Annotated in this window: 25 protein-coding genes; 16 read left to right on the forward strand and 9 right to left on the reverse strand. The window is 65.4% G+C overall.

The genetic code is table 11. The annotated features are described in order from the left end of the window. The first annotated feature begins 10 nt into the window (after positions 1–10). The 4 genes from MXB90_RS03710 (at position 11) to MXB90_RS03725 (ending at position 2,610) form a co-directional block, all read left to right on the forward strand. Entirely contained in the window at positions 11–799 is a 789-nt protein-coding gene (locus MXB90_RS03710) for an exodeoxyribonuclease III (RefSeq protein WP_250041231.1), read from the forward strand. A 63-nt stretch (positions 800–862) separates the two neighbouring features. Next, positions 863–1,762 carry a thioredoxin gene (gene trxA / locus MXB90_RS03715; protein WP_250041232.1) on the forward strand — a complete coding sequence of 300 codons (900 nt, stop codon included), beginning with the start codon at positions 863–865 and terminating at the stop codon, positions 1,760–1,762. A gap of 27 nt (positions 1,763–1,789) precedes the next feature. Further along, positions 1,790–2,428: an LON peptidase substrate-binding domain-containing protein gene (locus tag MXB90_RS03720; RefSeq protein WP_250041234.1), complete on the forward strand. Its 639-nt coding sequence runs from the start codon at positions 1,790–1,792 to the stop codon at positions 2,426–2,428. Between the two features lie 29 nt (positions 2,429–2,457). After that, positions 2,458–2,610 carry a Trm112 family protein gene (locus MXB90_RS03725; RefSeq protein WP_250041525.1) on the forward strand — a complete coding sequence of 51 codons (153 nt, stop codon included), beginning with the start codon at positions 2,458–2,460 and terminating at the stop codon, positions 2,608–2,610. Here the strand turns inward: MXB90_RS03725 and MXB90_RS03730 are convergent. Further along, positions 2,607–3,869, reverse strand: a complete 1,263-nt coding sequence (locus MXB90_RS03730) for a UbiH/UbiF/VisC/COQ6 family ubiquinone biosynthesis hydroxylase (protein ID WP_462982209.1) — start codon at positions 3,867–3,869, stop codon at positions 2,607–2,609. The genes MXB90_RS03725 and MXB90_RS03730 overlap by 4 nt on opposite strands. Positions 3,870–3,912: 43 nt before the next feature. Between MXB90_RS03730 and MXB90_RS03735 the strand changes: the two genes are divergently transcribed. The 4 genes from MXB90_RS03735 to MXB90_RS03750 all read left to right on the forward strand — a co-directional run bounded on the left by MXB90_RS03735 (position 3,913) and on the right by MXB90_RS03750 (position 10,384). Then, positions 3,913–5,235 carry an amidase gene (locus MXB90_RS03735; protein WP_250041241.1) on the forward strand — a complete coding sequence of 441 codons (1,323 nt, stop codon included), beginning with the start codon at positions 3,913–3,915 and terminating at the stop codon, positions 5,233–5,235. Positions 5,236–5,354: 119 nt separating this feature from the next. Next, positions 5,355–6,533: an aminotransferase class I/II-fold pyridoxal phosphate-dependent enzyme gene (locus tag MXB90_RS03740; protein WP_250041249.1), complete on the forward strand. Its 1,179-nt coding sequence runs from the start codon at positions 5,355–5,357 to the stop codon at positions 6,531–6,533. A 12-nt stretch (positions 6,534–6,545) separates the two neighbouring features. Beyond that, positions 6,546–9,701, forward strand: coding sequence for a DNA translocase FtsK (locus MXB90_RS03745; RefSeq protein ID WP_250041250.1), 3,156 nt, complete (start codon positions 6,546–6,548; stop codon positions 9,699–9,701). Positions 9,702–9,784: 83 nt separating this feature from the next. Then, positions 9,785–10,384, forward strand: coding sequence for a LolA family protein (locus tag MXB90_RS03750; RefSeq protein ID WP_250041251.1), 600 nt, complete (start codon positions 9,785–9,787; stop codon positions 10,382–10,384). A gap of 17 nt (positions 10,385–10,401) precedes the next feature. On the opposite strand, the gene MXB90_RS03755 is transcribed toward MXB90_RS03750, so the two are convergent. Beyond that, positions 10,402–10,980 carry a transglycosylase SLT domain-containing protein gene (locus tag MXB90_RS03755; RefSeq protein WP_250041253.1) on the reverse strand — a complete coding sequence of 193 codons (579 nt, stop codon included), beginning with the start codon at positions 10,978–10,980 and terminating at the stop codon, positions 10,402–10,404. Positions 10,981–11,148: 168 nt separating this feature from the next. Between MXB90_RS03755 and hspQ the strand changes: the two genes are divergently transcribed. Then, on the forward strand, positions 11,149–11,475 hold the full coding sequence (hspQ, locus tag MXB90_RS03760; protein ID WP_250041256.1) for a heat shock protein HspQ: 327 nt from the start codon (positions 11,149–11,151) through the stop codon (positions 11,473–11,475). A 3-nt stretch (positions 11,476–11,478) separates the two neighbouring features. On the opposite strand, the gene ppsA is transcribed toward hspQ, so the two are convergent. The 3 genes from ppsA to MXB90_RS03775 all read right to left on the reverse strand — a co-directional run bounded on the left by ppsA (position 11,479) and on the right by MXB90_RS03775 (position 14,785). Next, entirely contained in the window at positions 11,479–13,863 is a 2,385-nt protein-coding gene (ppsA, locus tag MXB90_RS03765) for a phosphoenolpyruvate synthase (protein ID WP_250041258.1), read from the reverse strand. 78 nt (positions 13,864–13,941) lie between these two features. Then, entirely contained in the window at positions 13,942–14,448 is a 507-nt protein-coding gene (locus MXB90_RS03770) for an ATP-binding protein (RefSeq protein WP_250041260.1), read from the reverse strand. After that, positions 14,438–14,785, reverse strand: coding sequence for an STAS domain-containing protein (locus tag MXB90_RS03775; protein WP_250041262.1), 348 nt, complete (start codon positions 14,783–14,785; stop codon positions 14,438–14,440). The genes MXB90_RS03770 and MXB90_RS03775 overlap by 11 nt, the downstream gene beginning before the upstream one ends. A 93-nt stretch (positions 14,786–14,878) precedes the next feature. On the opposite strand from MXB90_RS03775, the gene MXB90_RS03780 reads away from it, so the two are divergent. From MXB90_RS03780 to MXB90_RS03795, 4 genes are all read left to right on the forward strand, one after another. Beyond that, positions 14,879–16,057 carry a thiolase family protein gene (locus tag MXB90_RS03780; RefSeq protein WP_250041265.1) on the forward strand — a complete coding sequence of 393 codons (1,179 nt, stop codon included), beginning with the start codon at positions 14,879–14,881 and terminating at the stop codon, positions 16,055–16,057. An 80-nt stretch (positions 16,058–16,137) separates the two neighbouring features. Next, positions 16,138–16,593: a GAF domain-containing protein gene (locus MXB90_RS03785; protein ID WP_250041267.1), complete on the forward strand. Its 456-nt coding sequence runs from the start codon at positions 16,138–16,140 to the stop codon at positions 16,591–16,593. A gap of 68 nt (positions 16,594–16,661) precedes the next feature. Beyond that, entirely contained in the window at positions 16,662–17,285 is a 624-nt protein-coding gene (locus MXB90_RS03790; protein ID WP_250041269.1) for a LysE family translocator, read from the forward strand. A 31-nt stretch (positions 17,286–17,316) separates the two neighbouring features. Beyond that, the gene (locus MXB90_RS03795) at positions 17,317–17,970 is read left to right on the forward strand and encodes a pseudouridine synthase (RefSeq protein ID WP_250041271.1); all 654 of its coding nucleotides are present in this window, start codon (positions 17,317–17,319) and stop codon (positions 17,968–17,970) included. Positions 17,971–17,976: 6 nt separating this feature from the next. Here the strand turns inward: MXB90_RS03795 and MXB90_RS03800 are convergent, their stop codons facing one another. The 4 genes from MXB90_RS03800 to MXB90_RS03815 all read right to left on the reverse strand — a co-directional run bounded on the left by MXB90_RS03800 (position 17,977) and on the right by MXB90_RS03815 (position 22,104). Further along, positions 17,977–19,116, reverse strand: coding sequence for a saccharopine dehydrogenase C-terminal domain-containing protein (locus MXB90_RS03800; RefSeq protein ID WP_250041273.1), 1,140 nt, complete (start codon positions 19,114–19,116; stop codon positions 17,977–17,979). Then, positions 19,113–19,394 carry a WGR domain-containing protein gene (locus MXB90_RS03805; protein WP_462982210.1) on the reverse strand — a complete coding sequence of 94 codons (282 nt, stop codon included), beginning with the start codon at positions 19,392–19,394 and terminating at the stop codon, positions 19,113–19,115. Before MXB90_RS03805 ends, MXB90_RS03800 begins: the two co-directional genes overlap by 4 nt. Before the next feature lie 89 nt (positions 19,395–19,483). Next, positions 19,484–20,194, reverse strand: coding sequence for a response regulator transcription factor (locus MXB90_RS03810; RefSeq protein WP_250041274.1), 711 nt, complete (start codon positions 20,192–20,194; stop codon positions 19,484–19,486). Continuing rightward, complete coding sequence (locus tag MXB90_RS03815) at positions 20,191–22,104, reverse strand: PAS-domain containing protein (protein WP_250041275.1); 1,914 nt, start codon at positions 22,102–22,104, stop codon at positions 20,191–20,193. The genes MXB90_RS03810 and MXB90_RS03815 overlap by 4 nt, the downstream gene beginning before the upstream one ends. Before the next feature lie 191 nt (positions 22,105–22,295). Between MXB90_RS03815 and MXB90_RS03820 the strand changes: the two genes are divergently transcribed. Genes MXB90_RS03820 through MXB90_RS03830 form a run of 3 tightly spaced genes read left to right on the forward strand, consistent with a single transcriptional unit; the run spans position 22,296 to position 26,075 of the window. Continuing rightward, positions 22,296–24,263, forward strand: a complete 1,968-nt coding sequence (locus tag MXB90_RS03820) for a long-chain fatty acid--CoA ligase (protein ID WP_284040730.1) — start codon at positions 22,296–22,298, stop codon at positions 24,261–24,263. Then, positions 24,260–25,078 (forward strand): ABC transporter ATP-binding protein, encoded by an 819-nt coding sequence (locus MXB90_RS03825; RefSeq protein WP_250041276.1) that lies wholly within the window; start codon positions 24,260–24,262, stop codon positions 25,076–25,078. Before MXB90_RS03820 ends, MXB90_RS03825 begins: the two co-directional genes overlap by 4 nt. Before the next feature lie 7 nt (positions 25,079–25,085). Further along, positions 25,086–26,075, forward strand: coding sequence for a branched-chain amino acid ABC transporter permease (locus MXB90_RS03830; protein WP_462982211.1), 990 nt, complete (start codon positions 25,086–25,088; stop codon positions 26,073–26,075). Positions 26,076–26,118: the final 43 nt, after the last annotated feature.

Below are 26,118 nucleotides of genomic sequence, written 5' to 3' on the forward strand. Positions count from 1 at the left end.
GGAGACTGCCATGACCTTCACCCTCGCCACCTGGAACATCAACTCGGTCCGCCTGCGCGAAGGGTTGGTGGCGCGCCTTCTGGCCGACGAAGCGCCCGACATCCTGTGCCTTCAGGAATGCAAAAGCCCGGTGGAGAAAATCCCGCTCGAGGCGTTCCGGGCGCTGGGCTACAACTGGATCGTGGCGCGGGGTCAAAAGGGCTATAACGGCGTGGCGATCCTGTCGCGCCTGCCGATCACCGAGGCGGGGGCGGGCGACTACGCCGGGCTGGGCCATGCCCGCCATGTCGCGGCGCGGCTGGCAAACGGCGTCACCATCCACAATTTCTACGTCCCGGCGGGCGGTGACATTCCCGACCGTGAACAGAATGTGAAATTCGGCCAAAAGCTCGATTTCCTGACCCACATGCGCGACGATTTCCATGCCGATCGGCCGAAAAAGGCGATCCTTGTGGGTGATCTGAACATCGCCCCGCGTGAAGATGACGTGTGGAACCACAAACAACTGCTCAAGATCGTCAGCCACACCCCCATCGAGGTTGAGCATCTGGCCCAGACCCAGGATGCAGGCCGTTTCGTCGACATCACCCGGCAGGACATTCCGCAGGGGTTGTTGTATTCGTGGTGGTCCTATCGTTCCCCCGATTGGGACGCGGCTGACAAGGGCCGTCGGCTGGACCATATCTGGGCCACGGCCGACATTTCCAACGCGGCGCATGGCTCGCGCGTGTTGCGGGCGGCGCGGGGATGGGACCAGCCGTCCGATCACGCCCCGGTTTTCGCGACTTTTGATCTCTGACCCTTGGCGGCGGCGCGGCGCGCGCGCATATAGGGAACAACCGATTTCCAGAGGAGCCCGAAGATGTTTGGCACCCAAGCACAACCCGCCCATTCCGAACTCGTGAAAGACGTGACCGAAGCCAATTTCATGGCCGAGGTGATCGACAAATCCATGACCGTCCCGGTGATCGTGGATTTCTGGGCGCCGTGGTGCGGCCCCTGCCGCCAGCTTGGCCCCGCGCTTGAGGCGGCGGTGAACGACGCCAAGGGCAAGGTCGTGATGGCCAAGATCAACGTGGATGAAAACCAGATGATCGCGGGCCAGATGCGGGTGCAGTCGATCCCGACGGTCTATGCCTTCTGGCAGGGCCAGCCGGTGGACGGCTTTCAGGGCGCGCTGCCGGGGTCCGAGATCAAGAAGTTCGTGGACAAGTTGACGGCGCTGGCCGGTGACGGTGGTCTGGCCGAGGCCGTCGAGGCCGCCGAGACGATGCTGGCCGAGGGCGCGGCGGTCGATGCCGCCGAAACCTTCGCCGCGATTCTGGGCGAGGATCCGGAAAACGCCGATGCCTTTGGTGGGCTGGTCCGTTCGCATATCGCACTGGGCAATCTGGATCAGGCCGATGCCTTCCTGGCCGGTGTGCCCGCCAAGATCGCCACCGCCGCCCCGGTTGAGGCTGCGCGCGCGCAATTGGCACTGGCCCGTCAAGCCGCCGAGGCTGGTCCGCTGGGCGAGCTGGAGGCCGCGGTCAACGCCGATCCGTCCAACCATCAGGCGCGCTTTGATTATGCCCAGGCGTTGTTTGCCGCGGGGCAGGTCGAACAAGCGGTGGATCAGCTGCTTGACCTGTTCCGCCGCGACCGCGACTGGAACGAAGGGGCGGCCAAGACACAGCTGTTCACCATCTTCGATGCGCTGAAGCCCACCGATCCGATCGTGCAGAAGGGGCGCCGCCGCCTGTCTTCGATGATATTTGCCTAAGGTCGCGTGCGGCCTAGTATCATGGCGATGATAAAGCCCGGCGACCTGCCCGATACCATTGCGTTGTTTCCGCTGACCGGGGCGCTGCTATTGCCGCGCGCCCGGTTGCCCCTGCATATCTTCGAACCGCGCTATCTGCAGATGCTGGAAGATTGCATGAAAACCCCGACCCGGCTGATCGGCATGATCCAGCCGCGCAAGGGCCCGCAGGGCGAGGCGCGGCTGAACGCCATCGGTTGCGCGGGCCGGTTGACCGGGTTTTCGGAAACCGAGGACGGGCGCTACATGATCACCCTCTCGGGCATTTCGCGGTTTCGTCTGCTGCGTGAGGTGGCGGGCTTTACCCCCTATATCCGCGCCGAGGTCGGCTGGTCCGATTTCACCCGCGATCTGGGCCGGGCCGAAACCGACCCCGGCTTTGATCGCGACGGGTTTCTGGACCTGCTGGGTCGCTATTTCGCCGCGCAGGGCCTTGATACCGACTGGGAAGCGTTGCGCGAGGCCGAGGATGAGCTGTTGCTGAATTCGCTGTCGATGATGCTGCCGCTGGAACCGGAGGACAAGCAGGCCCTGCTGGAGGCGCCGACCCTGCAGAACCGGCGCGAAACATTGGTGACGTTGCTGGAATTCGCCCTGCATAGCGGCGGGGAAGAGCGGTTGCAGTGACCGATCCGCGCCAGCCCTATGACCGCCGCATGCTGGAGGCGCTGGTCTGCCCGGTCACCCAGACGACACTACTGTTCGATGCCGACCGGATGGAGCTTGTATCAAAGTCCGCAGGCTTGGCCTATCCGATCCGCGGCGGCATCCCGATCATGCTGGAGGATGAGGCCCGCCGCCTGGATTAAAGCGGCAGGCCCTGCAACAGGCGCGGCGGATCGCCCGACAGGCCCGCGGCCTGCCGCATGAAGCCCCGCCGCAGCGGCCCGATCGCCTGCACGACCCCCATGCCAAGATCGCGGCCCAGGCGCAGCACGGGGTTGTCGTTGGAAAACAGCCGGTTCACCGCATCCATGCCCAAGGCCAGGGTGGTCGCATCGAACCGCCGCCAGCCCTGATAGCGTTCCAGAACGTCGATCGCGCCGATATCCTCACCCCGCCGCATCGCCTCGACCAGAACTTCGGCAAGGGCTGCCACATCGCGCAGGCCCAGGTTCAGCCCCTGCCCGGCGATCGGGTGAACGCCATGCGCCGCATCGCCCACCAACGCCACACGCGGGGCGACATAGGCATTGGCCAGCGTCAGGTTCAACGGATAGCTGAAGCGCGGACCCGCCAGCCGGATCTGGCCCAGAAAATCACCAAAGCGGGGGCGCAGCACCGCCAGGAAATCGTCATCATCCAGCGCGGCAATGGTTGCGGCATTCTCGGCCGTCTCGCTCCAGACGATGGAACAGCGGTTGCCCGGCAGCGGCAGAATCGCCAGCGGTCCGGTGGGCATGAAGAACTGATGCGCGATGCCTTGGTGGGGTTTTTCATGTTCAATCGCCGCGACCAGCGCGACCTGACCGTAATCCCAGCCGCTGCGGGTGATCCCGGCACGTTCGGCCACCCCCGATTTCCGCCCATCCGCCCCCACCAGAATGCGCGCGGACAGGGCGCGCCCGTCCGACAGGGTGACGGTGATACCGCCGGGGGCCACCTCTTGCGCGGTGACGGCGGTGTCATGGATCAGGGTGATCGCGGGCGTTTCCTGCATCGCGGCAAGGAAGGCGCGATACAGGAAGCGGTCTTCCAGCATGTAGCCCACGGGGCCGCTGTCCAGTTCACGGCTGTCGAAATGCAGGAAAAACGGCGCGGGGCCTTCGCCGGCATGGCCGTCGCTGGCCTTCACATCGTTCAGCCGCTGCGCCTGATCGGCCACCGTTGGCCAGATGCCGATCGCGGCCAGAAGTTTCTGCGAGGCGATGGCCAGCGCATAGGCGCGGCCGTCGAATTCATCCCCGGCACGGCGGCGCGCGGGGGCGGCATCGACCACGGTTACCGAAAGCCCGGCCCGGGCCAGCGCCAGCGCCAAGGCCGGGCCGTTCAGCCCGCCGCCTGCAATGATCACGTCGGAATCATGTTTCATGCCCGCCAATATGGCGTGACGGGCGGGATTGTCCATGCGTGGCCTTGTCGCTAGCGTGTCGCAAAACGGAGGGCGCGGGATGGATTGGCACAGGCTGACAGCGGCGGAACAGGGGCGGGCGATTGCCGCGGGCAAGCTGGACCCGGTTGAACAGGTTGACGCCTATCTGGAGGCTGCGGGCCGGCCCGAGGGCGCGCGCATCTATGCCCGCCTGACCCCGGACCGCGCCCGGGCCGAGGCGCTGGCCGCGCGCGCCCGCGCCCGCCAGGGTGTGCGGCGCGGCCCGCTGGATGGCGTGGCGCTGTCGTGGAAGGATCTGTTCGATAGCGCAGGCGTGGCCACCGAGGCAGGCTCGCGCTTGCTGGCAGGGCGCATCCCGCAAACGGATGCGGCGGTGCTGGCCACGGCGACGTTGCAGGGCACGGTTTGCCTGGGCAAGACACATATGACCGAGCTGGCTTTTTCCGGTCTGGGTGTGAACCCGATGACCGCGACGCCCCCCAATGCCCACGATCCGCGGCTGGCGCCGGGGGGGTCATCGTCGGGGGCGGCGGTGTCGGTTGCGTTGGGCATGGCGGCGGCGGCGGTCGGGTCTGATACCGGGGGGTCGGTGCGCCTTCCGGCGGCATGGAACGACCTGGTGGGGCTGAAGACCACGCATGGGCGGCTGTCGCTGCAGGGCGCGGTGCCGCTGTGCGCGCGCTTTGACACGATAGGTCCCATCGCCCGCAGCGTCGAGGATTGCGCGCTGCTGCTGGCCGCGCTGGACGGGGCCCCGGCGCCCGATCTGCGCGGGGCGGATCTGAAATCGGCCCGGTTGCTGGTGCTGGAAGGCTTGCCCTTCGATGCCGCGCGCGAGGCGCCCGTGGCGGGGTTTGAGGCTGCGGTCGACCGTCTGGCCCGCGCTGGCGCCCGGATCGACCGGCGCGCCCTGCCGATGGTCGCCCCGGCGATGGACCTGTCGCCCATCCTGTTCGCGCCCGAAGCCTATGGCCTGTGGAAAGACGTGATCGAGGCCGCCCCCGACAAGATGTATCCGCCGATCCTGGAACGGTTCCGGGGCGGGGCCGGGGTGGCGGCCTGCGATTACGTCGCCGGCTGGGCCGCGCTTGATCGTCACCGCGCCGCCTATCTGGCCGCCACGGCGGGCTATGATGCCGTGCTTGTGCCCACCGCGCCGATCCTGCCCCCCGATGCCGAACGCCTGCTGCAGGACCCCGCCTATTTCGCGGCGGAAAACCTGCTGGCGCTGCGCAATACCCGGATCGGTAACATCCTGGGCCTGTGTGTGCTGACGCTGCCTACCGGGGTGCCCTGCACCGGCATCAGCCTGATGGCGGCCCCCGGTGCCGAACACCGCCTGTTGCGTCTTGGCATCGCCGCCGAGGCGGCACTTGGCTGAAAAGACACATATCCGCCGGACAAGGGGCGGGGTTTCATCGCTTTTTCTGGACGTCACGGCCCGGCTTGGCTAACCTGACCGCCAAACGGGGCGAAATGACCCCGAGGATGAGGCAAGTGATGGCATTTCCCGAGCGGTTTTCGAACCTGCCCGAATACGCATTTCCGCGTTTGCGGAAGCTTCTCGACGTGCATGCGCCGGGGGCGGATCCGATCGCCATGACGATCGGCGAACCGCGCCACCCGATGCCGGGGTTCGTGGCCGAGACGCTGGCCGCCCATGTGGCGGAATTCGCGGTCTACCCGCCCAACGACGGCTCGCCCGAGCTGTTGGCGGCGGTGTCCGGCTGGCTGAAGGGGCGTTATCGCGCCGATGTCGCGCCAGAGCGGATCATGGCGCTGAACGGCACGCGCGAAGGGCTGTTCAACGCCGCCATCGCGCTGTGCCCGGAAACCAAGAACGGCCAGCGCCCCGTGGTGCTGATCCCCAACCCATTCTATCAGGTCTATGCCGTTGCTGCCCTGACCGTCGGCGCCGAGCCGCTGTTCGTGCCCGCGACCGAGGACACCGGCTTTTTGCCCGATTACGCCAGCCTGCCCGCATCGGTGCTGGACCGGGTTGCAATCGCTTATCTGTGCTCGCCGGCCAATCCGCAGGGGGCGGTGGCTTCGCGCGCCTATCTGTCAACCTTGCTGAACCTGGCCGAGAAGCATGATTTCCGCATCTTTGCCGATGAATGCTATTCTGAAATCTGGCGCGACGCGCCCCCGCCTGGTGCCCTTGAGGTGGCTCATGACGAAGGCCATGACCCGGAACGTGTGGTGATCTTTCATTCGCTGTCCAAGCGGTCCAACCTGCCGGGCCTGCGGTCGGGGTTCTGCGCCGGTGGGCCGGAATCCATGCGCCGCATCCGTCAGTTGCGGTCCTATGCCGGGGCGCCGCTGCCGCTGCCGATCCAGCGTGTGTCGGAACGCGCCTGGGGGGATGAATCCCACGTGGTCGAAAACCGCGCGCTGTATAATGAGAAATTCGCCGATGCCGAACGCATCTTTGCGGGCATCAACGGCTATCGCACCCCCGAGGGGGGCTTTTTCCTGTGGCTGCCGGTCGAGGATGGCGAGGCGGCGGCCCTGAAGCTGTGGCGTGAAACGGGGGTGCGGGTTCTGCCCGGCGCCTATCTGTCGCGCGAGGTGGATGGTTTCAATCCCGGCAAGGGATATATCCGGGTGGCCCTGGTCGCCCCAAAAGAAGAAACGCAGCGCGGGCTGATCAAGCTGCGCGACTGCCTTTATGCGTGAGGACGGGCAGAGATGGCATCCTATCAGATAAGGCAGCGCGACCCCCTTCTGGACCAGAATACCCAGGCCGCCCTGGAACGGCGCGGCAAGGAACTGCTGGGCGGGGTTCTGGTGGTTCTTGGGTTGCTGGTCGGCCTGATGCTGGGAAGCTATTCGCCCGACGATCCAAGCTGGATGGCGGCGTCGGACGCGCCGGTGAACAATCTGCTGGGCCGGCTTGGGGCGGGTATCGCTTCGCCGCTTTACATCATCGTGGGTTATGCCTGCTGGCTGCTGCCGCTGGGGCTTGTCGCCTGGGGGCTGCGCTTTGTGCTGCACCGGGGCGAGGAACGCGCGATGGCCCGCGTCGTCTTTCTGCCGATCGCGGTGGTGCTGGCTTCGGCCTATTCCTCGATGCTGGTGCCGGGCGCAGAATGGGGGCAGGTGTTCGGCCTGGGCGGCCATTTCGGCGACATGATCGCGGGGCTGTTCGTGGAACTTTCACCGGTGTCGTCCAGCTTCGGGCTAAAGCTGATGTCGCTGATCTTCGCGCTGGGCATGGTGGCGATGGCCGTGTTCGTTCTGGGTTTCGACCGGGCTGAATTGCAGATGATCCTGCGGTTCCTGATCCTGGGCAGCATCACCAGCTATGCCCTGGTGATGCATGCGCTGGGGCGTGGGGCTGCGGCCTCGGTCCGGGCGGCGCAGATCGCGCAGGAACGTGCCCGCCAGCGCCGGGCCGAGGCGCGGGACCGGGCCGATGATCTGGCAGCCTGGCAGGCCCAGCAGGCCGCCTGGGATGCCAGCCAGACGGGCTTTGCCCCGCAGGTGCAGCCCGAACGCGCGGGCCTGATTTCGCGCATCCGCCGCGCGGTCGAGCCTGAACCCTATGCCAGCCCTGACGACCTTGAACCCGAGCTGATCGAGGTTCATCGTGACTGGCCGTCGACCCCGGCGATGGCCCCCTCGGAAGACCGCATCCGCGCGCGCATCGCACAGGCCGTGCGCACCCGCGCCACCACCCCGCCGCTGCGGGCCGAACCGCAGATGGCGGCGGTTGTCGCCGATCCGATGCAGGGCTTCGCGCCGGTTCAGCCGGCCCCGCGCCCCGCTGATCCGCGCCCGGACGTCGCGGCGATGGAAGCGGCGCCGCCGGTTGCCCCGGTCCCGGCCCCGGCAGCACCGGCGTCGGTTCTGGCCGCGGTGGCCTCACGCCTTGCACGGGCGGGCAAGCCCGCCGCGCCGGTTCTGCGCGCCGAGCCGCCGTTGAAGGCCACGCCCCGCTTCATGCCCGGCAGCGCGCCGCAGCCCGTGGTGCGGCCCGAACCGCGCCCCGAGCCGATGCTGACGGCGCAGCCGGCCCCGATGGCGCGTCTGGCCACCCCCGATCCGGTAGACGTGGCCCCCAACTGGGCACCCGAGCCGCAGGCGCCTTTGGCCGCTCCGCAGCAGGACGACTGGGCGGATGAGGCGGATTTTGACCGCAATGCCTTTGCTTCGCTGGATGACGAAGACGATTTCGCCGATCCGCCGCCACGGGTGGAACTGTCGCGCAAGGTGATCCCCGCAGCCCCTGAGGCGCGTCGCGTGGTGATGCCCGCGAAAAAGCCGCTCGCCCCGTCGCGTCAGGCCATTGCCGAGGCGCAGCCTGCGCTGAAATTCGATGCCGAACCGCAGCATGCCTATGAAGCGCCGCCGCTGTCGCTTTTGACCAACCCCGCCACGGTTCAGCGCCATTCGCTGTCCGATGAGGCGTTGGAAGAAAACGCGCGGATGCTGGAAAACGTGCTGGATGATTATGGCGTCAAGGGCGAGATCGTCAGCGTCCGTCCGGGCCCGGTGGTCACGATGTACGAACTGGAACCCGCGCCGGGCCTGAAGGCCAGCCGGGTGATCGGGCTGGCCGATGATATCGCGCGGTCGATGTCGGCGCTGTCGGCGCGCGTGTCCACCGTGCCCGGGCGTTCCGTGATCGGGATCGAACTGCCCAACGCGCACCGCGAAAAGGTGGTGCTGCGCGAAATCCTGTCGGCGCGCGATTTCGGCGACAGCAACATGCGGCTGCCGCTGGCGCTGGGCAAGGATATTGCGGGCGAACCCGTGGTGGCGAACTTGGCCAAGATGCCCCACCTGCTGATCGCGGGGACCACCGGCTCGGGTAAATCGGTCGCGATCAACACGATGATCCTGTCGCTGCTGTACAAGCTGTCGCCCGAGGAATGCCGGCTGATCATGATCGACCCCAAGATGCTGGAACTGTCGGTCTATGACGGCATCCCGCATCTTCTGTCGCCCGTCGTCACCGACCCGAAAAAGGCCGTCGTCGCGCTGAAATGGGTCGTGGGCGAGATGGAGGAACGCTATCGCAAGATGTCCAAGATGGGCGTTCGCAACATCGAGGGCTATAACGGCCGCGTCCGCGAGGCGCTGTCCAAGGGCGAAACCTTCAAGCGCACCGTGCAGACCGGCTTTGACGAGGAAACCGGCGAACCCGTGTTCGAGACGGATGAATTCCAGCCCCAGCCGATCCCCTACATCGTCGTCATCGTCGACGAGATGGCCGACCTGATGATGGTCGCGGGCAAAGAGATCGAGGCCTGCATCCAGCGTCTGGCGCAGATGGCGCGGGCGTCGGGCATCCACCTGATCATGGCGACGCAGCGGCCCTCGGTCGACGTCATCACCGGCACGATCAAGGCGAACTTCCCCACCCGGATTTCCTTCCAGGTCACGTCCAAGATCGACAGCCGCACGATCCTGGGCGAACAGGGGGCCGAACAGCTGCTGGGCATGGGCGACATGCTGTATATGGCCGGCGGCAGCCGCATCACCCGTATCCACGGCCCCTTCGTCAGCGACGAAGAGGTTGAGGAGATCGTGAACCACCTGAAATCCTTTGGCCCGCCGGAATACATGTCCGGCGTGGTGGAAGGCCCCGATGAGGAAAGTGCATCCGACATCGACGCGGTGCTGGGCCTGGGCGGCAACACCGATGGCGAAGATGCGCTGTATGATCAGGCGGTGGCGATCGTGATCAAGGATCGGAAATGTTCCACCTCGTATATCCAGCGCAAACTGGGCATCGGCTACAACAAGGCCGCGCGGCTGGTGGAACAAATGGAAGATCAGGGCGTTGTCACCGCAGCCAACCATGTGGGCAAACGCGAAATTCTTGTGCCCGAACAATAAGGGCGCGACATCGTGAACAAGGGCCCCGCCAGACGTGATCGGGCGGGGCTTTTCTATGGCCGCCAAGCGGCTAGATAGGGGATATGAAAATGCTTCGCTTCGCCCTTGCACCCGTTCTGTCGCTTGTCCTTGCGGTCCCGGCCTTCGCCGAGAAGATCCCGCTGGGGGAATTGTCGCGCTACCTGAACAGTCTCAAGACCGCCGAGGCGGACTTTACCCAGGTGAATGCCGACGGCACGATTTCGACCGGAAAGCTGTTCATCCAGCGCCCCGGTCGGGTGCGGTTCGAATATGCCGCGCCCGACAAGACGTTGGTGCTGGCCAGCGGCGGGCAGGTGGCAATCTTCGACGCCAAGTCGAACCAGCCGCCGGAACAATACCCGCTGTCGCGCACGCCGCTGAACCTGATCCTGGCGCAGAACGTCGATCTGGGACGGGCGCGGATGGTGGTGGGCCATACCGCCGATGACAAGACGACCTCGGTCATCGCCCAAGACCCCGAGCACCCGGAATACGGCACCATCCGCATGGTCTTTACCGCGGCGCCCACGGAACTGCGCCAATGGGTGATCACCGATAATACCGGCGGGCAGACGACGTTGATCCTGGGCGATCTGCAAAAAGGGCAAACCTATGCGCCCAGCCTGTTCAGCATCACCCTGGAGGCTGACCGGCGCGATTGACCGGCGCGCCTTGGCCCTTAGCGGCGGCAGGACGCAAGCTGTTGTTGATACAGGTTGGCGCGCGCCTGAACGCGGTCGGCCACCGCAACCAGCCAGCCCTTTGCGTTATAGCTGCCGCGGGCATAGCCTGAACGCCCTTCGTGATAGGCAAGGTACTGATTGCGCGCATCATATTTGGAAATGCCCAGCCGCGCCTGGCTTTCATGCATGTACCAGCCCATGAAATCGGTGGCATCCGCGATCCGGTCGCGCTTGGCGCTGCGCTTGCCGGTGGCGCGCTGGTATTCTTCCCAGGTGCCATCCAGCGCCTGGCTATAGCCATAGGCCGAGCTTTGCCGCCCCATCGGGATCACCCCCAGCGCAAACCGAAAGGGGGTGCGCGCATCGCCGATGAATTTGGATTCCTGATGGATCGTGGCCATCTGCACCGCAACCGGCACGCCCCAGCGCTGCTCAGTCCGTTTCATGGCGGTGTAATACTGTGGTCGTTCGCGCGCCAGCGCACAGGCATTGTCCAGATTGCGCGGGGCGGAATAGTTGCCACCGCCGCAGGATGCGACAAGAAGCACGATGGCTACCTTCAGGAACTTGTTCATGACTGCTCTGCCCGATCGGTTCTGTTTTCCCTTCTTTTAAAGGAAAACCCGCCGATGGGAAATCACGAAAGCGGCGGGGCGTTCACAGACTGTTTCCGTCATGCCCTGCCCGGGGCGGTGGACAAAGGGGCGGGCAAGGGATTAGTAACGTGAATCATGGGGTCAACGATGCTGACGACGCGGGCGAAATATCATCTGGGCCAGGTGGTCCGGCACCGGAAGCATCCCTTCCGGGGGGTGATTTTTGACGTCGATGCGATGTTTTCCAACACGCAGGAATGGTACGACGCGATCCCCGAAGACAGCCGCCCGGCCAAGGACCAGCCCTTCTATCACCTGCTGGCCGAGAATGATCACAGCTATTACGTTGCCTATGTGTCCGAACAGAATCTGGAGGCCGACGAATCCGGCGAGCCTGTCGATCACCCGGACCTGCAAGAGCTGTTCGGAGAGTTCGAGGACGGGTTCTACCCGCTGCAGTTTCAGCTGAACTGACGCTCAGCTTGCGTCTTCCGCCGCCGCCACGTTCTGCTTAACGGCCAGAAAACTGTCCGGCGTGACGGAAATGGAATCGATCCCGGCCGCCACCAGAAGCCGCGCGAAATCCGGGTCATTGCTGGGGGCCTGGCCGCACAGGCCGATCTTGCGCCCCGCTGCCCGGGCCCGGGCGATCACCGTTTCGATCATCCACATCACCGCCGGATCGCGTTCACGAAACAGCCCCGCAAGCCGGTCACTGTCGCGGTCGACCCCCAGAACCAGCTGTGTCAGATCGTTCGACCCGATCGAGAAGCCATCAAAACGGGCGGCAAACGCCTCGGCCAGGATTACGTTTGAAGGGATTTCACACATCACATAGACCTGAAGCCCGTTCCGGCCCCGTTCCAGCCCGTTTTCGCGCATCACCGCCAGGACGCGGTCGGCCTCCTCGGGGGATCGGCAGAAGGGGATCATCACGATGACATTGTCGAACCCCATCTGTTCGCGCAGATGCCGGATGGCGCGGCATTCCAGGGCGAAACCGTCGCGATAGGCATCGGAATAGTAGCGTGAGGCGCCGCGGAAGCCGATCATCGGGTTTTCCTCGGCGGGTTCGAACTGGCGACCGCCCAGCAGTTCAGCATATTCGTTCGTCTTGAAATCGCTCATCCGCACGATGACCGGGCGCGGATACCAGGTCGCCGCGATGCGCGATAGGCCGCGGGCAAGTGTTTCGACGAAATAGTCGCACCGATCGGCAAATCCACGGGTCAGGCGGGCGATTTCCTGGCGCGCGGCGCTGTCCTGCAACTGGTCGAACCGGGTCAGCGCCAGCGGATGCACCCGCACCGTGTTCGAGATCACGAATTCCATCCGCGCAAGGCCGACCCCGTCCACCGGCAGCCGCCACCAGCGGGCCGCCGCCGCCGGGTTGGCGATGTTCAGCATCACCTGCGTGCGGGTGGGCGGCACCGCATCAAGGCGCAGATTCTCAACCTCGAATTCCGCCACGCCGTCATATACGAAACCTTCCTCGCCCTCGGCGCAAGAGACGGTGACCGATTGCCCGTCATGCAGGACACGCGTCGCATCGCCGGTGCCGACGATGGCGGGCAGGCCCAGTTCACGGCTGACGATCGCGGCATGGGATGTGCGCCCGCCGTGGTCGGTGATGATGGCGGCGGCGCGCTTCATCACCGGCACCCAGTCGGGGTCGGTGGTGCTTGTCACCAACACCGCGCCATCGACGAAACGGTCGATATCTGCCGCGCTTTCGATCAGGCAGACCTCGCCCGTCGCAACCGCATCGCCCACGCTGAGCCCGCAGAGCAGTCTTCGCCCCTTCGCGGTGATCCGATAGGACCGCAGGGCGCCAATATCCGCACGCGACTGCACCGTTTCGGGCCGGGCCTGGACGATGTAGATCACGCCGGTTTCCCCGTCGCGCGCCCATTCCATATCCATCGGCTGGCCGTAATGCGCCTCGATCACGCAGGCCTGACGGGCCAGATCCAGGATTTCGGTATCCGACAGCACAAAACTTTCCCGTTCCGCCCGCGATGTCGGCAGATTGCGCGTGGCCAGCCCTTCACGCGCATAAACCATCTTGCGTTCCTTGGTGCCGCACCGCTTTTCCAGAATCGGGGTCAGGTCGGGGCGATCGAGGAAGGGCTTGAACACCTGATATTCATCGGGGTTCACGGCGCCTTGCACCACGTTTTCCCCCAGCCCCCAGGCCGCGTTGATCAACACCACGCGGTCAAAGCCCGTTTCCGTGTCGATCGAGAACATGACACCCGCCCCGCCCAGATCGGCGCGCACCATCATCTGCACGCCGATCGACAGGGCGACCTTTTCATGCGCGAAACCTTTCATCGTCCGGTAGCTGATCGCCCGGTCGGTGAACAGCGAGGCAAAACAGCGCCGGCAGGCCTCCAGCAAGGCCGCCTCGCCACGAATGTTCAGAAAGGTTTCCTGCTGGCCCGCGAAACTGGCATCGGGCAGATCCTCGGCCGTGGCGGACGATCGGACCGCAACCGCCGGCTCTGCCTGGCCAACCCGGGTGCCAAGCCTACGATAGGCGCCCAAGATTTCGGTGCGCATCGCCTCGGGCCACTCACCGGCCAGAATCGCCGCGCGGATCGCCTGGCCGCAGGCCTGCAAGGTTCTGCGCCCGGCCTTCAACTCGGCCAGCTCTGCCCGGATTGTCGTTTCCAGATTGTTGGCAGCCAGAAAGCGCCGATAGGCCCCGGCCGTGGTCGCAAACCCATCCGGAATCCGAATGCCCTTGGGCGTCAGCGCCCGCACCATTTCCCCCAAAGAGGCATTCTTGCCGCCAACGATGGCCACATCCGTCCGCGAAACATCTTCGAACCACAGAAGTGTCGCCCCATTGCCAGCCATGTCGTCCCCCGAATCCCCCACTTTGGGGCGATTGTCGGGCCTTGACCCGTTGCGTGGCAAGACCTGCGTTCGCGGGCGCTACGGGGCAGCTGTCGGCAGCGGCGCCACAAGCGGGATGCGGAACGCCAACAAATTGTGGTTGCCTTCGCGATGATAGCCCAGATCCTCGGCCAGATCGCGGATCAGGCACCAGCCAAATCCACCCTCGGGCAGGCTTGCCGGGTCGGGGCGGCTTTGCGCCGGATCGGCAGGGTTCAGCAACGCCGACGCCGGAAGCACCACGCCATCATCGCTGACCGAACAGCTTAGCCCGCGCCGATCGCGCACGATCGACAGGGTGATGGTGCCGGGCAGGCCATCGCCATAGCCATGTTCGACGATATTGTTCAGCACCTCTGCCAGGATCAGTTCCAGAGTTCCGGCCTCATCCTCGCTCAACTGGCGCAGGAACCGGGCCAGCGCGGCGCGCAGTGCCTGGCGCACCGACATGGGATCGGCGACGAAGCTGTGGTGAAAGATCTGTGGGTCATGGCGCGGCCCGGTCCGGCGAAACGCCTCTTTTTCGGCAACGCGGTTAGCCAGCATCGCGCATCCCCACCGCCAGCGCGTCCGACACGGACGCGTGAATGCGAAAGACCGTGTCCATCCGGGTCAGGTGAAAGACCTTCTGCACATTGGGCGTCAGCCCCGCCAGATCCAGTTGCCGTTCGGGTGCCAGCATCTTCATGACGGAAACCACCGCGCCCAGGCCCGAACTGTCCAGAAACCCGATCACGGACATGTCCAGAATGACCCGTTGCGCAGGTTGGGCAATGATGTCGCGCATCTGATCCTTGAAGCGAATCGCATTTGCCGCATCAAGCCGTGCCTCATCCACCTGCACCACAAGGGCGCCGTTTCGGGCTTCGGCGAAAAGGTTCATCTTGGGCCTCCAGCACAGCTTTTCCGCGATCAGGCTAGACGCGAATGCTTACTTTTCGGTATCCGGGTTCAAGGTTTCTTGTGGGAGGCGCGGATGGACAAGGTGGTGATCGTGGGCGCGGCCCGCACGCCGATGGGGGGACTTCAGGGCAGCTTCGCGGATGTTCCCGCGGCAACGCTTGGCGGGGCGGCGATTGCGGCGGCGCTGACGCGCGCCAGCGTGGCGCCCGACCGGGTCGAGGAATTGGTGATGGGCTGCGTCTTGCCGGCGGGGCAGGGGCAGGCCCCGGCCCGGCAGGCGGGCTTTGCCGCTGGCCTGCCGCAGGGCGTGCCGGCGACAACGCTCAACAAGATGTGCGGATCGGGGATGAAGGCGGCGATGGTAGCCTTCGACCAGATCGCCACGGGCGGCACCGGTTTGATGGTCGCGGGCGGTATGGAAAGCATGACCAACGCCCCCTATCTTTTGCCCAGGCTGCGCGGGGGCGCGCGGCTGGGCCATACACAGGCGCTCGATCACATGTTTCTGGATGGCCTGGAAGACGCCTATGACAAGGGCCGCCTGATGGGCACCTTTGCCGAAGATTGCGCCGAGGCTTTCGGCTTCACCCGCGCCGCCCAGGATGATTATGCGCTGGCCTCGCTGACCCGCGCCAGGGCCGCGCAGGCCAGTGGCGGCTTTGCCGCGGAAATCACCCCCGTCACGGTGACCGGGCGCAAAGGCGAACGCACCGTTGCCGAGGATGAACAGCCCGGCCTTGCGCGGCCGGAAAAGATCCCGGCGCTGAAACCCGCATTTCGCGCTGGTGGCACGGTGACGGCGGCGAATTCCTCGTCAATCTCGGATGGGGCGGCGGCCCTGGTGCTGGCCTCGGAACGGATCGCTCAGGCCGAAGGGCTGGCAATCCGCGCCCGCATCCTGGGCCATGCCAGCCACGCCCAGGCCCCCGGCGACTTCCCCACGGCGCCCGTGCCCGCCGCGGAAAAGCTGATGGCGCGCCTGGGCTGGACCCCTGCGGACGTCGATCTGTGGGAGGTGAACGAGGCCTTCGCTGTCGTCCCCATGGCCTTCATGGCGCGCCTTGGCATCGCGCATGAGGTGGTGAACGTGAACGGCGGCGCCTGTGCCCTTGGGCACCCGATCGGCGCCTCGGGCGCACGTATCATCGTCACGCTGTTGCATGCGCTGGAAGCGCGCGGCCTGAAACGTGGCATCGCCGCGATCTGCATCGGCGGCGGCGAGGGCACGGCCATCGCCATCGAACGGCCCTGATCTTCGGATTTGTCCAAATATCCTTGGGGGGGGCGGGGGGCAGACAGCCCCCCGTTCCCGCCCCAAGCCAAAGGCGCCCCATGCGTGCAGATTACCCCAGCCTCGCCCGACAGATCGCGGCCCTGATCCAGGGTGAAACCGACGAAATCGCCCTGATGGCCACCGTCGTGGCCGAGCTTCATCACGCCGATGACCGCTTTGACTGGACCGGCTTCTACCGCGTCACCGAACCCGGCGTTCTGAAGATCGGCCCCTATCAGGGTGGCCATGGCTGCCTTGTGATCCCCTTCAGCCGCGGGGTCTGTGGCGCGGCGGCGCGTACCGGCGCGGTGCAGCTCGTCCCGGATGTCGAGGCGTTTCCCGGTCACATCGCCTGTTCATCCTCGACCCGGTCTGAACTTGTCCTGCCGGTCTTTGGCCGCGGCGGGCGGCTGATCGGCGTTCTGGACATCGACAGCGACCTGCCCGCGGCCTTTGACGAAATCGATGCCGCGGCCCTCGCCGATATCCTGTGCGACGTGTTTGCCCTGATCTGAGGCATATTCCCAAACCGGTCACTTGCGGCTAAATCCGGGGGAAGCGGGGCACATCAGGGGCGGCGATCATGTGGGATGTGTTGATGGCTTTTCCGGCCGAAAGCCTGATCGCCTTCACGATCGGCGGGCTGATCCTGAACGTGGCGCCGGGGCAGGATGTGTTCTTCGCCACGGCCTGCGGGGTTCAGGGCGGCCCACGGGCGGGCGCGATGGCTGGTCTGGGCGTGGGCCTGGGGGTGGTCTGGCATGTCACGCTGGCGGCGCTGGGGTTGTCGGCGCTGATCGCGGCGCATCCCGGCGCGCTGATCGCGATCAAATGGATCGGGGCGGGCTATCTGGTCTGGCTGGCGTGGAAATCCTGGCGCGCGGGCAATGGCGGCGCGGGCGCGCGCGGTATCCATAATCCGCTGCGCGCGATTGCGCGGGGGTTCCTGTCCAACGCGCTGAACCCGAAACCGGTGCTGTTCATCCTGGCCTTCCTGCCACAGTTCACCCGGCCCGACTATGGCCCCATCTGGCAGCAGGTGGTGATCCTTGGCGGCATCTTCGCCGTCACCGGAACGCTGGTCACGATGGGCTATGGCCTTGTGGCGGGCTGGCTGGGCCGGTCGCTTTCCACGCGCCTGGGGATCATGAACAAGATCGCCGCGGTCATGTTCGGCGGTCTTGCGGCACGGCTTGTGATCGCTTGACGCGGGCGCAGCGGCAAGGCAAGCCCCGCCCATGACCGAGTTTCGCTATTCCCCCCCGGCCGACCCGCCGCGCATCCTGCATGCCGATCACGAAATTCTTGTGGTGGACAAGCCCGCGGGGCTGTTGTCGGTGCCCGGCCGGGGCGAAGACCGGGCCGATTGCCTGATCGCGCGCCTGCGTGTCCTGTTCCCCGAGGTATTGCTGGTGCATCGGCTGGATCTGGACACATCGGGCGTGATGGTCTTTGCCTTGACCCCCCATGCGCAACGCGTTCTTGGCCGCCAGTTCGAGGAACGGCAGACGAAAAAGGTCTATCTCGCGCGGTTGTGGGGGCATCTGGAACCCAAGGCAGGCCGGGTCGATCTGCCGCTGATCGTGGATTGGCCGAACCGCCCGCGCCAGCATGTGAACCATGAAATCGGCCGCCCCGCGCAGACCGACTGGCGCGTTATCCGACATGATCTGGATGGCACCACGCGGGTGCGCCTGATGCCGCTGACCGGGCGCAGCCATCAGCTGCGCGTGCACATGATGGAGCTGGGCCATCCGATCCTGGGCGATCCGCTTTATGCCAGCGGTCCCGCGCGGAACTTTCCGCGCCTGATGTTGCATGCCGAATCGCTGCGCCTGCGTCACCCCGACAGCGGCAAGCACATGACCTTCACCGCCCCCTGCCCGTTCTGAGCGGGCTCAGCGCAGGCGATCGGTCTTGGCCAGATGATCGGCCTGCGTTTCCATCGCCTGCAGCCAGCGCCGCACCAGCCGTTCGTCATGGGGCGCGGAATGGACCCCGGCAGGGATTTCGCGCGCCAGGATCGCCTCGACCGCCAGGGCCACCGGCCCCGACACCAGCCGCGCCATCGCCGACCCGCGCGCATCGCCGCGCGCATCCAGCGTCCAGGTCTTGTGCCAGACGGGCCGCCCATCACGCCTGACCGCCATGTCCACGATCAGCACGACGCGGTCCGGCTCATCAGGGTCATAGGCGTTTTCACGGCCCAGCCGGTCGGCCAGGTGGGCCAGTTCGGCCTCGGCCTCGGGGCCGTCGCGGTCCAGTGCGTCAAAGACCGGGCGCCAGGCATCGGCCCAGCCCAGCAAGCGCAGCGTGCTGCGGGCGAAATCCTCGATCCGCCAGGCGGGGTCCAAGCGGTATTCCGCGATGAAGGGGATCGAATCGCGGTTGGGATAGGCCTCGAAGGTTTCGGGCCGGGGCAGGGGGGCGTCATAGCGGCGGATCGCATCCCAGGGCCGGGCGACCGACAGCGTGGTGAAATGCCGGATTGATCGCGACGGCGATCGCAGCGCCTTCAGCACACCCAGGGGCGACCAGCTGAACTTGTAGCGAAAGGCATTGGGCCGGGCGGGAAAGCCGCCGCAGCTTGACTGAAACGAAATCGTGTTGCCCGCTGCCACCATCCCGCTGGCGCGGTAATCGGCCACAAGATCATGCGCCATCAGGTGATCGATGCCGGGATCAAGCCCCACCTCGCCCACCAGCGCCACGCCCGCGCCGCGCGCCGCCCCATCCATGCCGCGCAGGTCCGCCGTCAGGTAGGATGAGGCGACGAAATGCGCCCCCCGACGCAGCGCGATGCGGGCGATCGCCCCATGCATGTCGGCGGGCAGCATCGACACGATCACATCGCCCGGCGCTGCGGCCTGTTCCAGGGCGCTTTGCGAAAACCATTGCAGCGGCGCTTCACGCCCGGCCAGAAGGGCGCGGGCCGCGGCCTCGTCAATGTGCCAGACCGTCACCGGGTGACCGGCATCCAGCAACCGGCGCAGCCCCGGCCCCGATGACAGCCCCGTGCCGCACCAATGGATCGTCATGCCGCGTCCCGCTGGCCGGCAAGGGCGCGTTCGGTCAGGTGATATCCACGTGATCGGGCCCGGCGTTGCCAGCGGTCGGCCGCGGTGACCGCTTCGCGCAGGTTGGAAAACCAGTTCACGACCTGGCGCCCATTGCGCCCGGCAGGCCCCCATTCGCGCAAGACGGTGTATTCGCCGAACAGATTGTCGGCGACCTCGACCCGGTAGAAGGATTCCGGCGGGTTCATTGCACAGGGGCGCACACCGGGGCGGGCGCGGTGCAGGATCAGGGTCAGCATGGCAGTGCCTTCCGGTCTGGTTTCGACCACAGAATCAGATCGCGGCCTTCGGTGCCAGTGGAAAATGCGCCCCGACCGTGGGGGCGGGGTCAGGCCCAGGTGACCTCGCCCAAAAAGATGTAGCCCGCGCCATAGATCGTCTTGATCAGACGGGGGTTCTTCGGGTCCTCGCCCAGCTTGGTGCGCAACCGTGAAATGCGCACATCCATCGCCCGGTCAAAGCTGTCGCCCGCGGTGCCGCCCAAAGATTCCTGCATCTGCGCCCGGGTGATCAGCCGGTTCGGGCTTTCCAGGAACAGCCGCAGCACCTCGCCCTCGGCATGGGAAAAGGGCACTTCGCGACCGGTGCCGTCGATCAGGACATAGCGGTCGAAATGAACGCTCCAGCCGGCGAAGCGGGCGGTTTGCGCGGTGGGCGCGGCGTCGGCCCGGCCCTTGCGCAGCCGCGCGCGGATGCGGGCGACGACCTCGGCGGGATCGAAGGGCTTGATGATGTAGTCATCTGCGCCCAGTTCCAGCCCCGTGACCCGGTCCTGCACCTGCGCCCGCCCTGAGATGATGATGATCGCCGCCCCCGATTCCAGCGCCAGCCTGTGCACAAGCGCCAGCCCGTCGCGATCGGGCAGGCCCAGATCGACCAGGCAGACATCGGGTGAGGACCGCTTCAGCCCCGCTTCGAATTCCGTCGCCCGGGCGTAGCAGGTGGTGCGAAAGCCCGCCTCTTCCAGCGCGTCGGCCAGCATCCGGCGGATTTCGGGTTCATCATCCAGGATCGCGACATGGGCGGGTGCGGTGGTCATGGGCGGGCTCCGGCTGCGGCAAGGAAGGTGGCAAGGTCGGTTTCGGTGAAGGGTTTTTGCAGCACCGGGCAGGGCGCGCGGGCGCGCAACCCGTCGCCGGGCGGCAAAGATGTCATCAGCCCCATCGCAGGCACCCGCCCGGCCAGGGCCCTGGCCAGATCGACGCCGCTGGTGGCCCCTGTCAGGTTGATGTCGGACAGCACCATGCCGATGCCGGGCAAGGTGGCCAGGCTTTCGGCCTCGGCGGCGCTGCTGGTTTCGATCACGTTGTGGCCAAGGGCGCGCAGCATCTCGCGCACCTCGGTGCGGATATCGTCATTATCCTCGACCAGAAGCACCAGCATCGGGCTGGCGGCCTGGCGCGCGGCGCGCAGCGGCAGGCGCAGGGTGACGCGCGCGCCGGTCCGGGTGTTTTCCAGCCGCACCGTGCCCCCGGCCAGCTTGGCCTGATCATAGACCATCGACAGGCCCAGCCCCGACCCTTCGCCCCCCTTGGTGGTGAAGAACGGGTCCAACCCGCGCTGCAGGGCCTCGGGGGAAAAGCCGGGGCCGGTGTCGCAGACCGAGATTTCGGCCCAGGTGTCGCGCACTGCCCGGGCCGCAAGCCGGATGCGACCGCCCTGCGGGGCCATCGCGTCGCGCGCATTCAGGATCAGGTTCAGCAGACTGTCCTGCAGCGGGCCGGGGTCCAGCAGGATCGGCCTGTCCAGCCCGGCGACGGATATGTCCAGCGTTACCGCCGCGCCCAGGGTCGGGCGGGCCATCGCCGCCAGATCGTGCAGGAAGGTGCGCAGGTCTACAGGCTGGGGGCGCAATTCGCGCGGCCCCGAAATCGCGGCGATCCGGTCCAGCAGCGTGCCGCCGCGCCGCGCCGCGGCCAGGGTCGCGCGCACCAGATCGCCCGCCTCGGGCGGCAGGTCGGCCATCCGTTCCAGCCGGCCTTGAAGGCCCAGGATGATCGTCAGCAGGTTGGCGAAATCATGCGCCAGCCCCGATGACAGCTGCGCCGCCAGTTCCCGTTTCGCGGTCTGCGCCAGCGCGGCCCGGGCCTGGGTTTCGCGGGTCACATCGGTGGACAGCACATAGACCCCGTTCACCGCACCATCCGCCCCGCGGTCGGGTGTCAGCGCGATCCGGATGCGCCGACCCGACGGGTCATGGGTGATTTCCAGAACCCGCGGCTCGCCGTCCAGCGCGCGGCGAAAGGCGGGTTCGATTTTGTCGAATGTGTCCTTGCCCAGCGCGTCATAGACATGGCGCCCGACGATATCGGTCTTGGCGCCCGGCATCACCGAAGGCAGCCGCCGGTTCGAGAAGGTATAGGTCAGGTCACGGTCCATATGGGCGATATGGGCGGGCATCATCTCGGTCACCTGCCGGGTGCGCGCCTCGATCGCGGTCAGTTCGCGCTTGGCCTCTTCCAGCGCGGCATTGGTGGCGGCCAGCGAACGGTTCGCCGTCGCCAGCCGTTCGGCATGGTCCAGCACCTGGCCCGAAAGTTCCTCGGACCGGGCGCGCAACAGCGCCTCCTGGCGCTTGATCTCGGTGATGTCGGTATAGACGGTGACCCAGCCCCCCTGCGGCAGCGGCGAGCCTTCGACCGAGATGGTCCGCCCGTTCGTGCGCGTGCGTTCCATGTAATGTGGCACGAAGGCGCGGGCCTGATCGACGCGCAGCTGCACCGCGGCCTCGGGGTCGTCCTGCGGGCCATATTCGCCGCGCTGCACCAGAAAGCGGATCGTATCCTCGAACGAAGTGCCGGGCCGGATCAGCGCATCGGGCAGGTCGAACATGATCTGATACTGCCGGTTGCACACCGCCAGCCGCAGGTTGCTGTCAAAGATCGACAGGGCCTGCTGGATCAGGTTCAGCCCCGCCTGGGTCAGCCTTTCGCGTGAATCCTCGGTCATCGGTCCCCCCTGAACCATCGCTAACACCGCCGGGGCGGGGGGCGAAAGGGGGAAGGTGGGGCAGAAAGAATTCGTAACATTCCCGAAAAAGTCAGGAAAAGTTTGACCACCAACCTTTCCATGTGACGCAATGGGCGCAGTGGAGGCACCCACGGCTGACAGACGCCGGAAAACGGCGCGGGGAGGAAAATTTGGCTGACGCACAAGCGGCAGGGGAAACTGCACAGTCGATTCCGGCGCTATTGGCGCGCAATGTGGCGCGCTACGGCGCCATGCCGGCCTATCGGGAAAAGGAATTCGGGATCTGGCAAAGCTGGACCTGGGCTCAGGCCGCGGAAGAAATCCGCGCAATGGCGCTGGGCTTTCTAAGCCTGGGTGTTGCGCGGGGCGATCACGTCGCCATTATCGGGCGCAACCGCCCGGCGCATTACTGGGCGATGGTGGCGGCGCAGATGTGCGGCGCGGTTCCGGTGCCGCTTTATCAGGACGCGGTCGCCGAAGAGATGGCCTATGTGCTGGAACATTGCGGCGCGCGCTTTGTCGTCTGCGGCGATCAGGAACAGGTCGACAAGGTTGTTGAAATCGGCGACCGGGTGCAGAACCTGCAGCACGTGATCTACACCGACAAGCGCGGGATGCGCAAATACGACCACGCGCGCATGAACGCGCTGGCCGATGTCCAGGCCGAGGGTCGCGCGGGGCATTTCCGCTATGAGGAAGAGCTGAACCAGCGTATCGCCGAGCTGACCTATGACAGCACCTGCGTGATGCTGTATACATCGGGGACGACGGGCAAGCCCAAGGGCGTGGTGCTGTCGAACCGCAACATCATCGAAACCGCTCGGAATTCCGCCGAATTCGACAAGCTGCGCCACACCGATGAGGTGCTGGCCTATCTGCCGATGGCCTGGGTGGGGGATTTCATCTTCTCGATCGGGCAGGCCTACTGGGCCGGCTTTACCGTGAACTGCCCCGAAAGCCCGGCCACCATGATGACCGACCTGCGCGAAATCGGGCCTACCTATTTCTTTGCCCCGCCGCGGGTCTTTGAAGGGCAGCTGACCAATGTGATGATCCGCATGGAAGATGCGGGGCGGTTCAAGAAATGGGTGTTCGATCATTACATGAAGGTCGCCCGCAAGGTCGGCCCCGCGATCCTGGATGGCAAGCCGGTCAGCGCCGCGGATCGGCTGGCCTATGGCCTTGGCAACCTGTTCGTCTATGGCCCGCTGAAAAACACGCTTGGGTTCAGCCGCATTCGCGTCGGCTATACCGCGGGCGAGGCGATCGGGCCCGAGATTTTCGATTTCTATCGCAGTCTGGGCATCAACCTGAAGCAGCTTTATGGCCAGACCGAGGCCAGCGTATTCATCACCCAACAGCCCGACGGTCAGGTGCGGTCCGACACGGTCGGCGTGCCCAGCCCGGGGGTCGAGCTGAAGATCGCCGAGAATGGCGAGGTCTTTTATCGCGGTCCCGGCACCTTCGTGGAATATTACAAAAACCCGGAAAGCACCGCCTCGACCAAGGATGCGGAAGGCTGGGTCGCGACGGGCGATGCGGGCTTTTTCGAACCCGGATCGGGGCATTTGCGCATCATCGACCGCGCCAAGGATGTGGGCAAGATGGCCGATGGCCGCTTGTTCGCGCCGAAATACGTGGAAAACAAGCTGAAATTCTACCCCAACATCCTGGAGGCCGTTGTCTTCGGCAATGGTCGCGACCGCTGCACTGCCTTCATCAACATTGATCTGAACGCGGTGGGCAACTGGGCGGAACGCAACAACATCGCCTATGCGTCCTATCAGGAACTGGCCGGCCATCCGAAGGTCTATGACATGATCGCCGCCCACGTCGCCGAGGTGAACGCCAGCGTCGCCCAGGATCCGATGTTGTCGGGCTGTCAGATCCACCGCTTCCTTATCCTGCACAAGGAACTGGATGCCGACGATGGTGAAATGACCCGCACCCGCAAGGTGCGCCGCAATGTCGTCGAAAGCAAATATGCCGATCTGATCGAGGCGCTCTATGACGGGCGCGACAGCATCTACACCGAAACCGAGGTGACCTATGAAGACGGTCGCAAGGGTGTGATCCGGGCAACGCTGCGCATCGCCGATGCCATTGTCGCCCCCGAACACAGGATGGCCGCCGAATGAACGCCCCCAGCGAAGGTTACATCACCCCCGATGGCCGCAAGATCGGCGGCGTGCTGATGGAAATGAAGAATATCACCCTGCGCTTTGGCGGTGTGGTGGCGATCAAGGACATTTCCTTCGACATCCGTGAAGGCGAGATCCGCGCGATCATCGGCCCGAACGGCGCGGGCAAATCCTCGATGCTGAACGTGATCTCGGGGTTTTACATCCCGACCGAGGGCGAGGTCTGGTTCAAGGGGCGCAAGCGCGGCCCGATGAAACCCTATGAGGTCGCCCGCCTGGGGATCGCCCGCACCTTCCAGAACATCGCGCTGTTCGATGGCATGAGCGTGCTGGACAACATCCTGACCGGGCGCCTGACGCTGATGAAATCGGGTCTGCTAAGCCAGGCCTTCTGGTATGGCGCCGCCGCGAAGGAAGAGGATGAGCACCGCGAGAAGGTCGAAAAGATCATCGACTTCCTGGAAATCCAGAACATCCGCAAGACGCCGGTGGGCCGCCTGCCCTATGGCCTGAAGAAGCGGGTCGAACTGGCCCGCGCGCTTGCGGCCGAACCGCGCATCCTGCTGCTGGATGAACCGATGGCCGGCATGAACGTCGAGGAAAAAGAGGACATGTGCCGCTTTATCCTGGATGTGAACGACGAATTCGGCACCACCATCGCGCTGATCGAACATGACATGGGCGTGGTGATGGACCTGTCCGACCGCGTCGTGGTGATGGATTACGGCCGCAAGATCGGTGACGGCACCCCCGATGAGGTGCGCAACAATCAGGATGTGATCGACGCCTATCTGGGCGTGGCGCACGGTTGAGGGGAAAATGATGCCGGATCAACTGCTTTACGCCCTGGAAGTTACGCTGAACGGTCTGATGGCCGGGGTGATGTATTCGCTGGTGGCCCTGGGCTTCGTGCTGATCTTCAAGGCCAGCGGCATCTTCAATTATGCGCAAGGGGTGCTGGCGCTGTTCGCGGCGCTGACGCTGGTGGGGCTGCAGAACGGGCAGATCCCCTTCGCGCATCTGATCAACGCGGCGCTGGGCACCAATCTGCACCATTTCGGCTGGAAACTGCCCGCGCTGGTGGCCATCGCCCTGACCGCGCTGGTGATGGTGGGACTGGCGATCCTGATCGAGAAGCTGGTGCTGAAGCATCTGGTGAACCAGGCGCCGATCATCCTGTTCATGGCGACGATCGGGCTGGCCTATTTCCTGGAAGGTCTGGGCGATGTGATGTGGGGCGCCGACATCAAGAAGCTGGATGTGGGCCTGCCGCAGGGCATTTCGGAAACCGTCGAAAGCGTGACCGACGCCTGGCTTGGCTATGGCTTCTTCATTGACCGGCTGGACATCGTGGCGACCTTCGTGGCGATCCTGCTGGTAACCGCGCTGACGCTGTTTTCCCAGTATTCCAAGCAAGGCCGGGCATTGCGCGCCGTGGCCGACGACCATCAGGCCGCGCTGTCGGTGGGCATTTCGCTGCGCTTCATCTGGGTTCTGGTCTGGTCGATCGCGGGCTTTGTCGCGCTGGTGGCGGGCATCATGTGGGGGGCGAAATCGGGGGTGCAGTTCTCGTTGTCGCTGATCGCGCTCAAGGCGCTGCCGGTGCTGATGCTGGGTGGCTTCACCTCAATCCCGGGGGCAATCGTCGGCGGGCTGATCATCGGGGTCGGCGAAAAGCTGTTCGAATTCTTCGCAGGTCCGATGATCGGCGGGGCGACGGAAAACTGGTTCGCCTATGTGCTGGCGCTTTTGTTCCTGGTCTTCAGGCCGCAGGGCCTGTTCGGCGAAAAAATCATTGAACGGGTGTAAGCCATGCGTCAATCTGTCACAGATCTGATCGCGAACGGGTTGG

The organism is Phaeovulum molybdatiresistens (genome assembly GCF_023544865.1).
Taxonomy (GTDB): domain Bacteria; phylum Pseudomonadota; class Alphaproteobacteria; order Rhodobacterales; family Rhodobacteraceae; genus Pontitalea.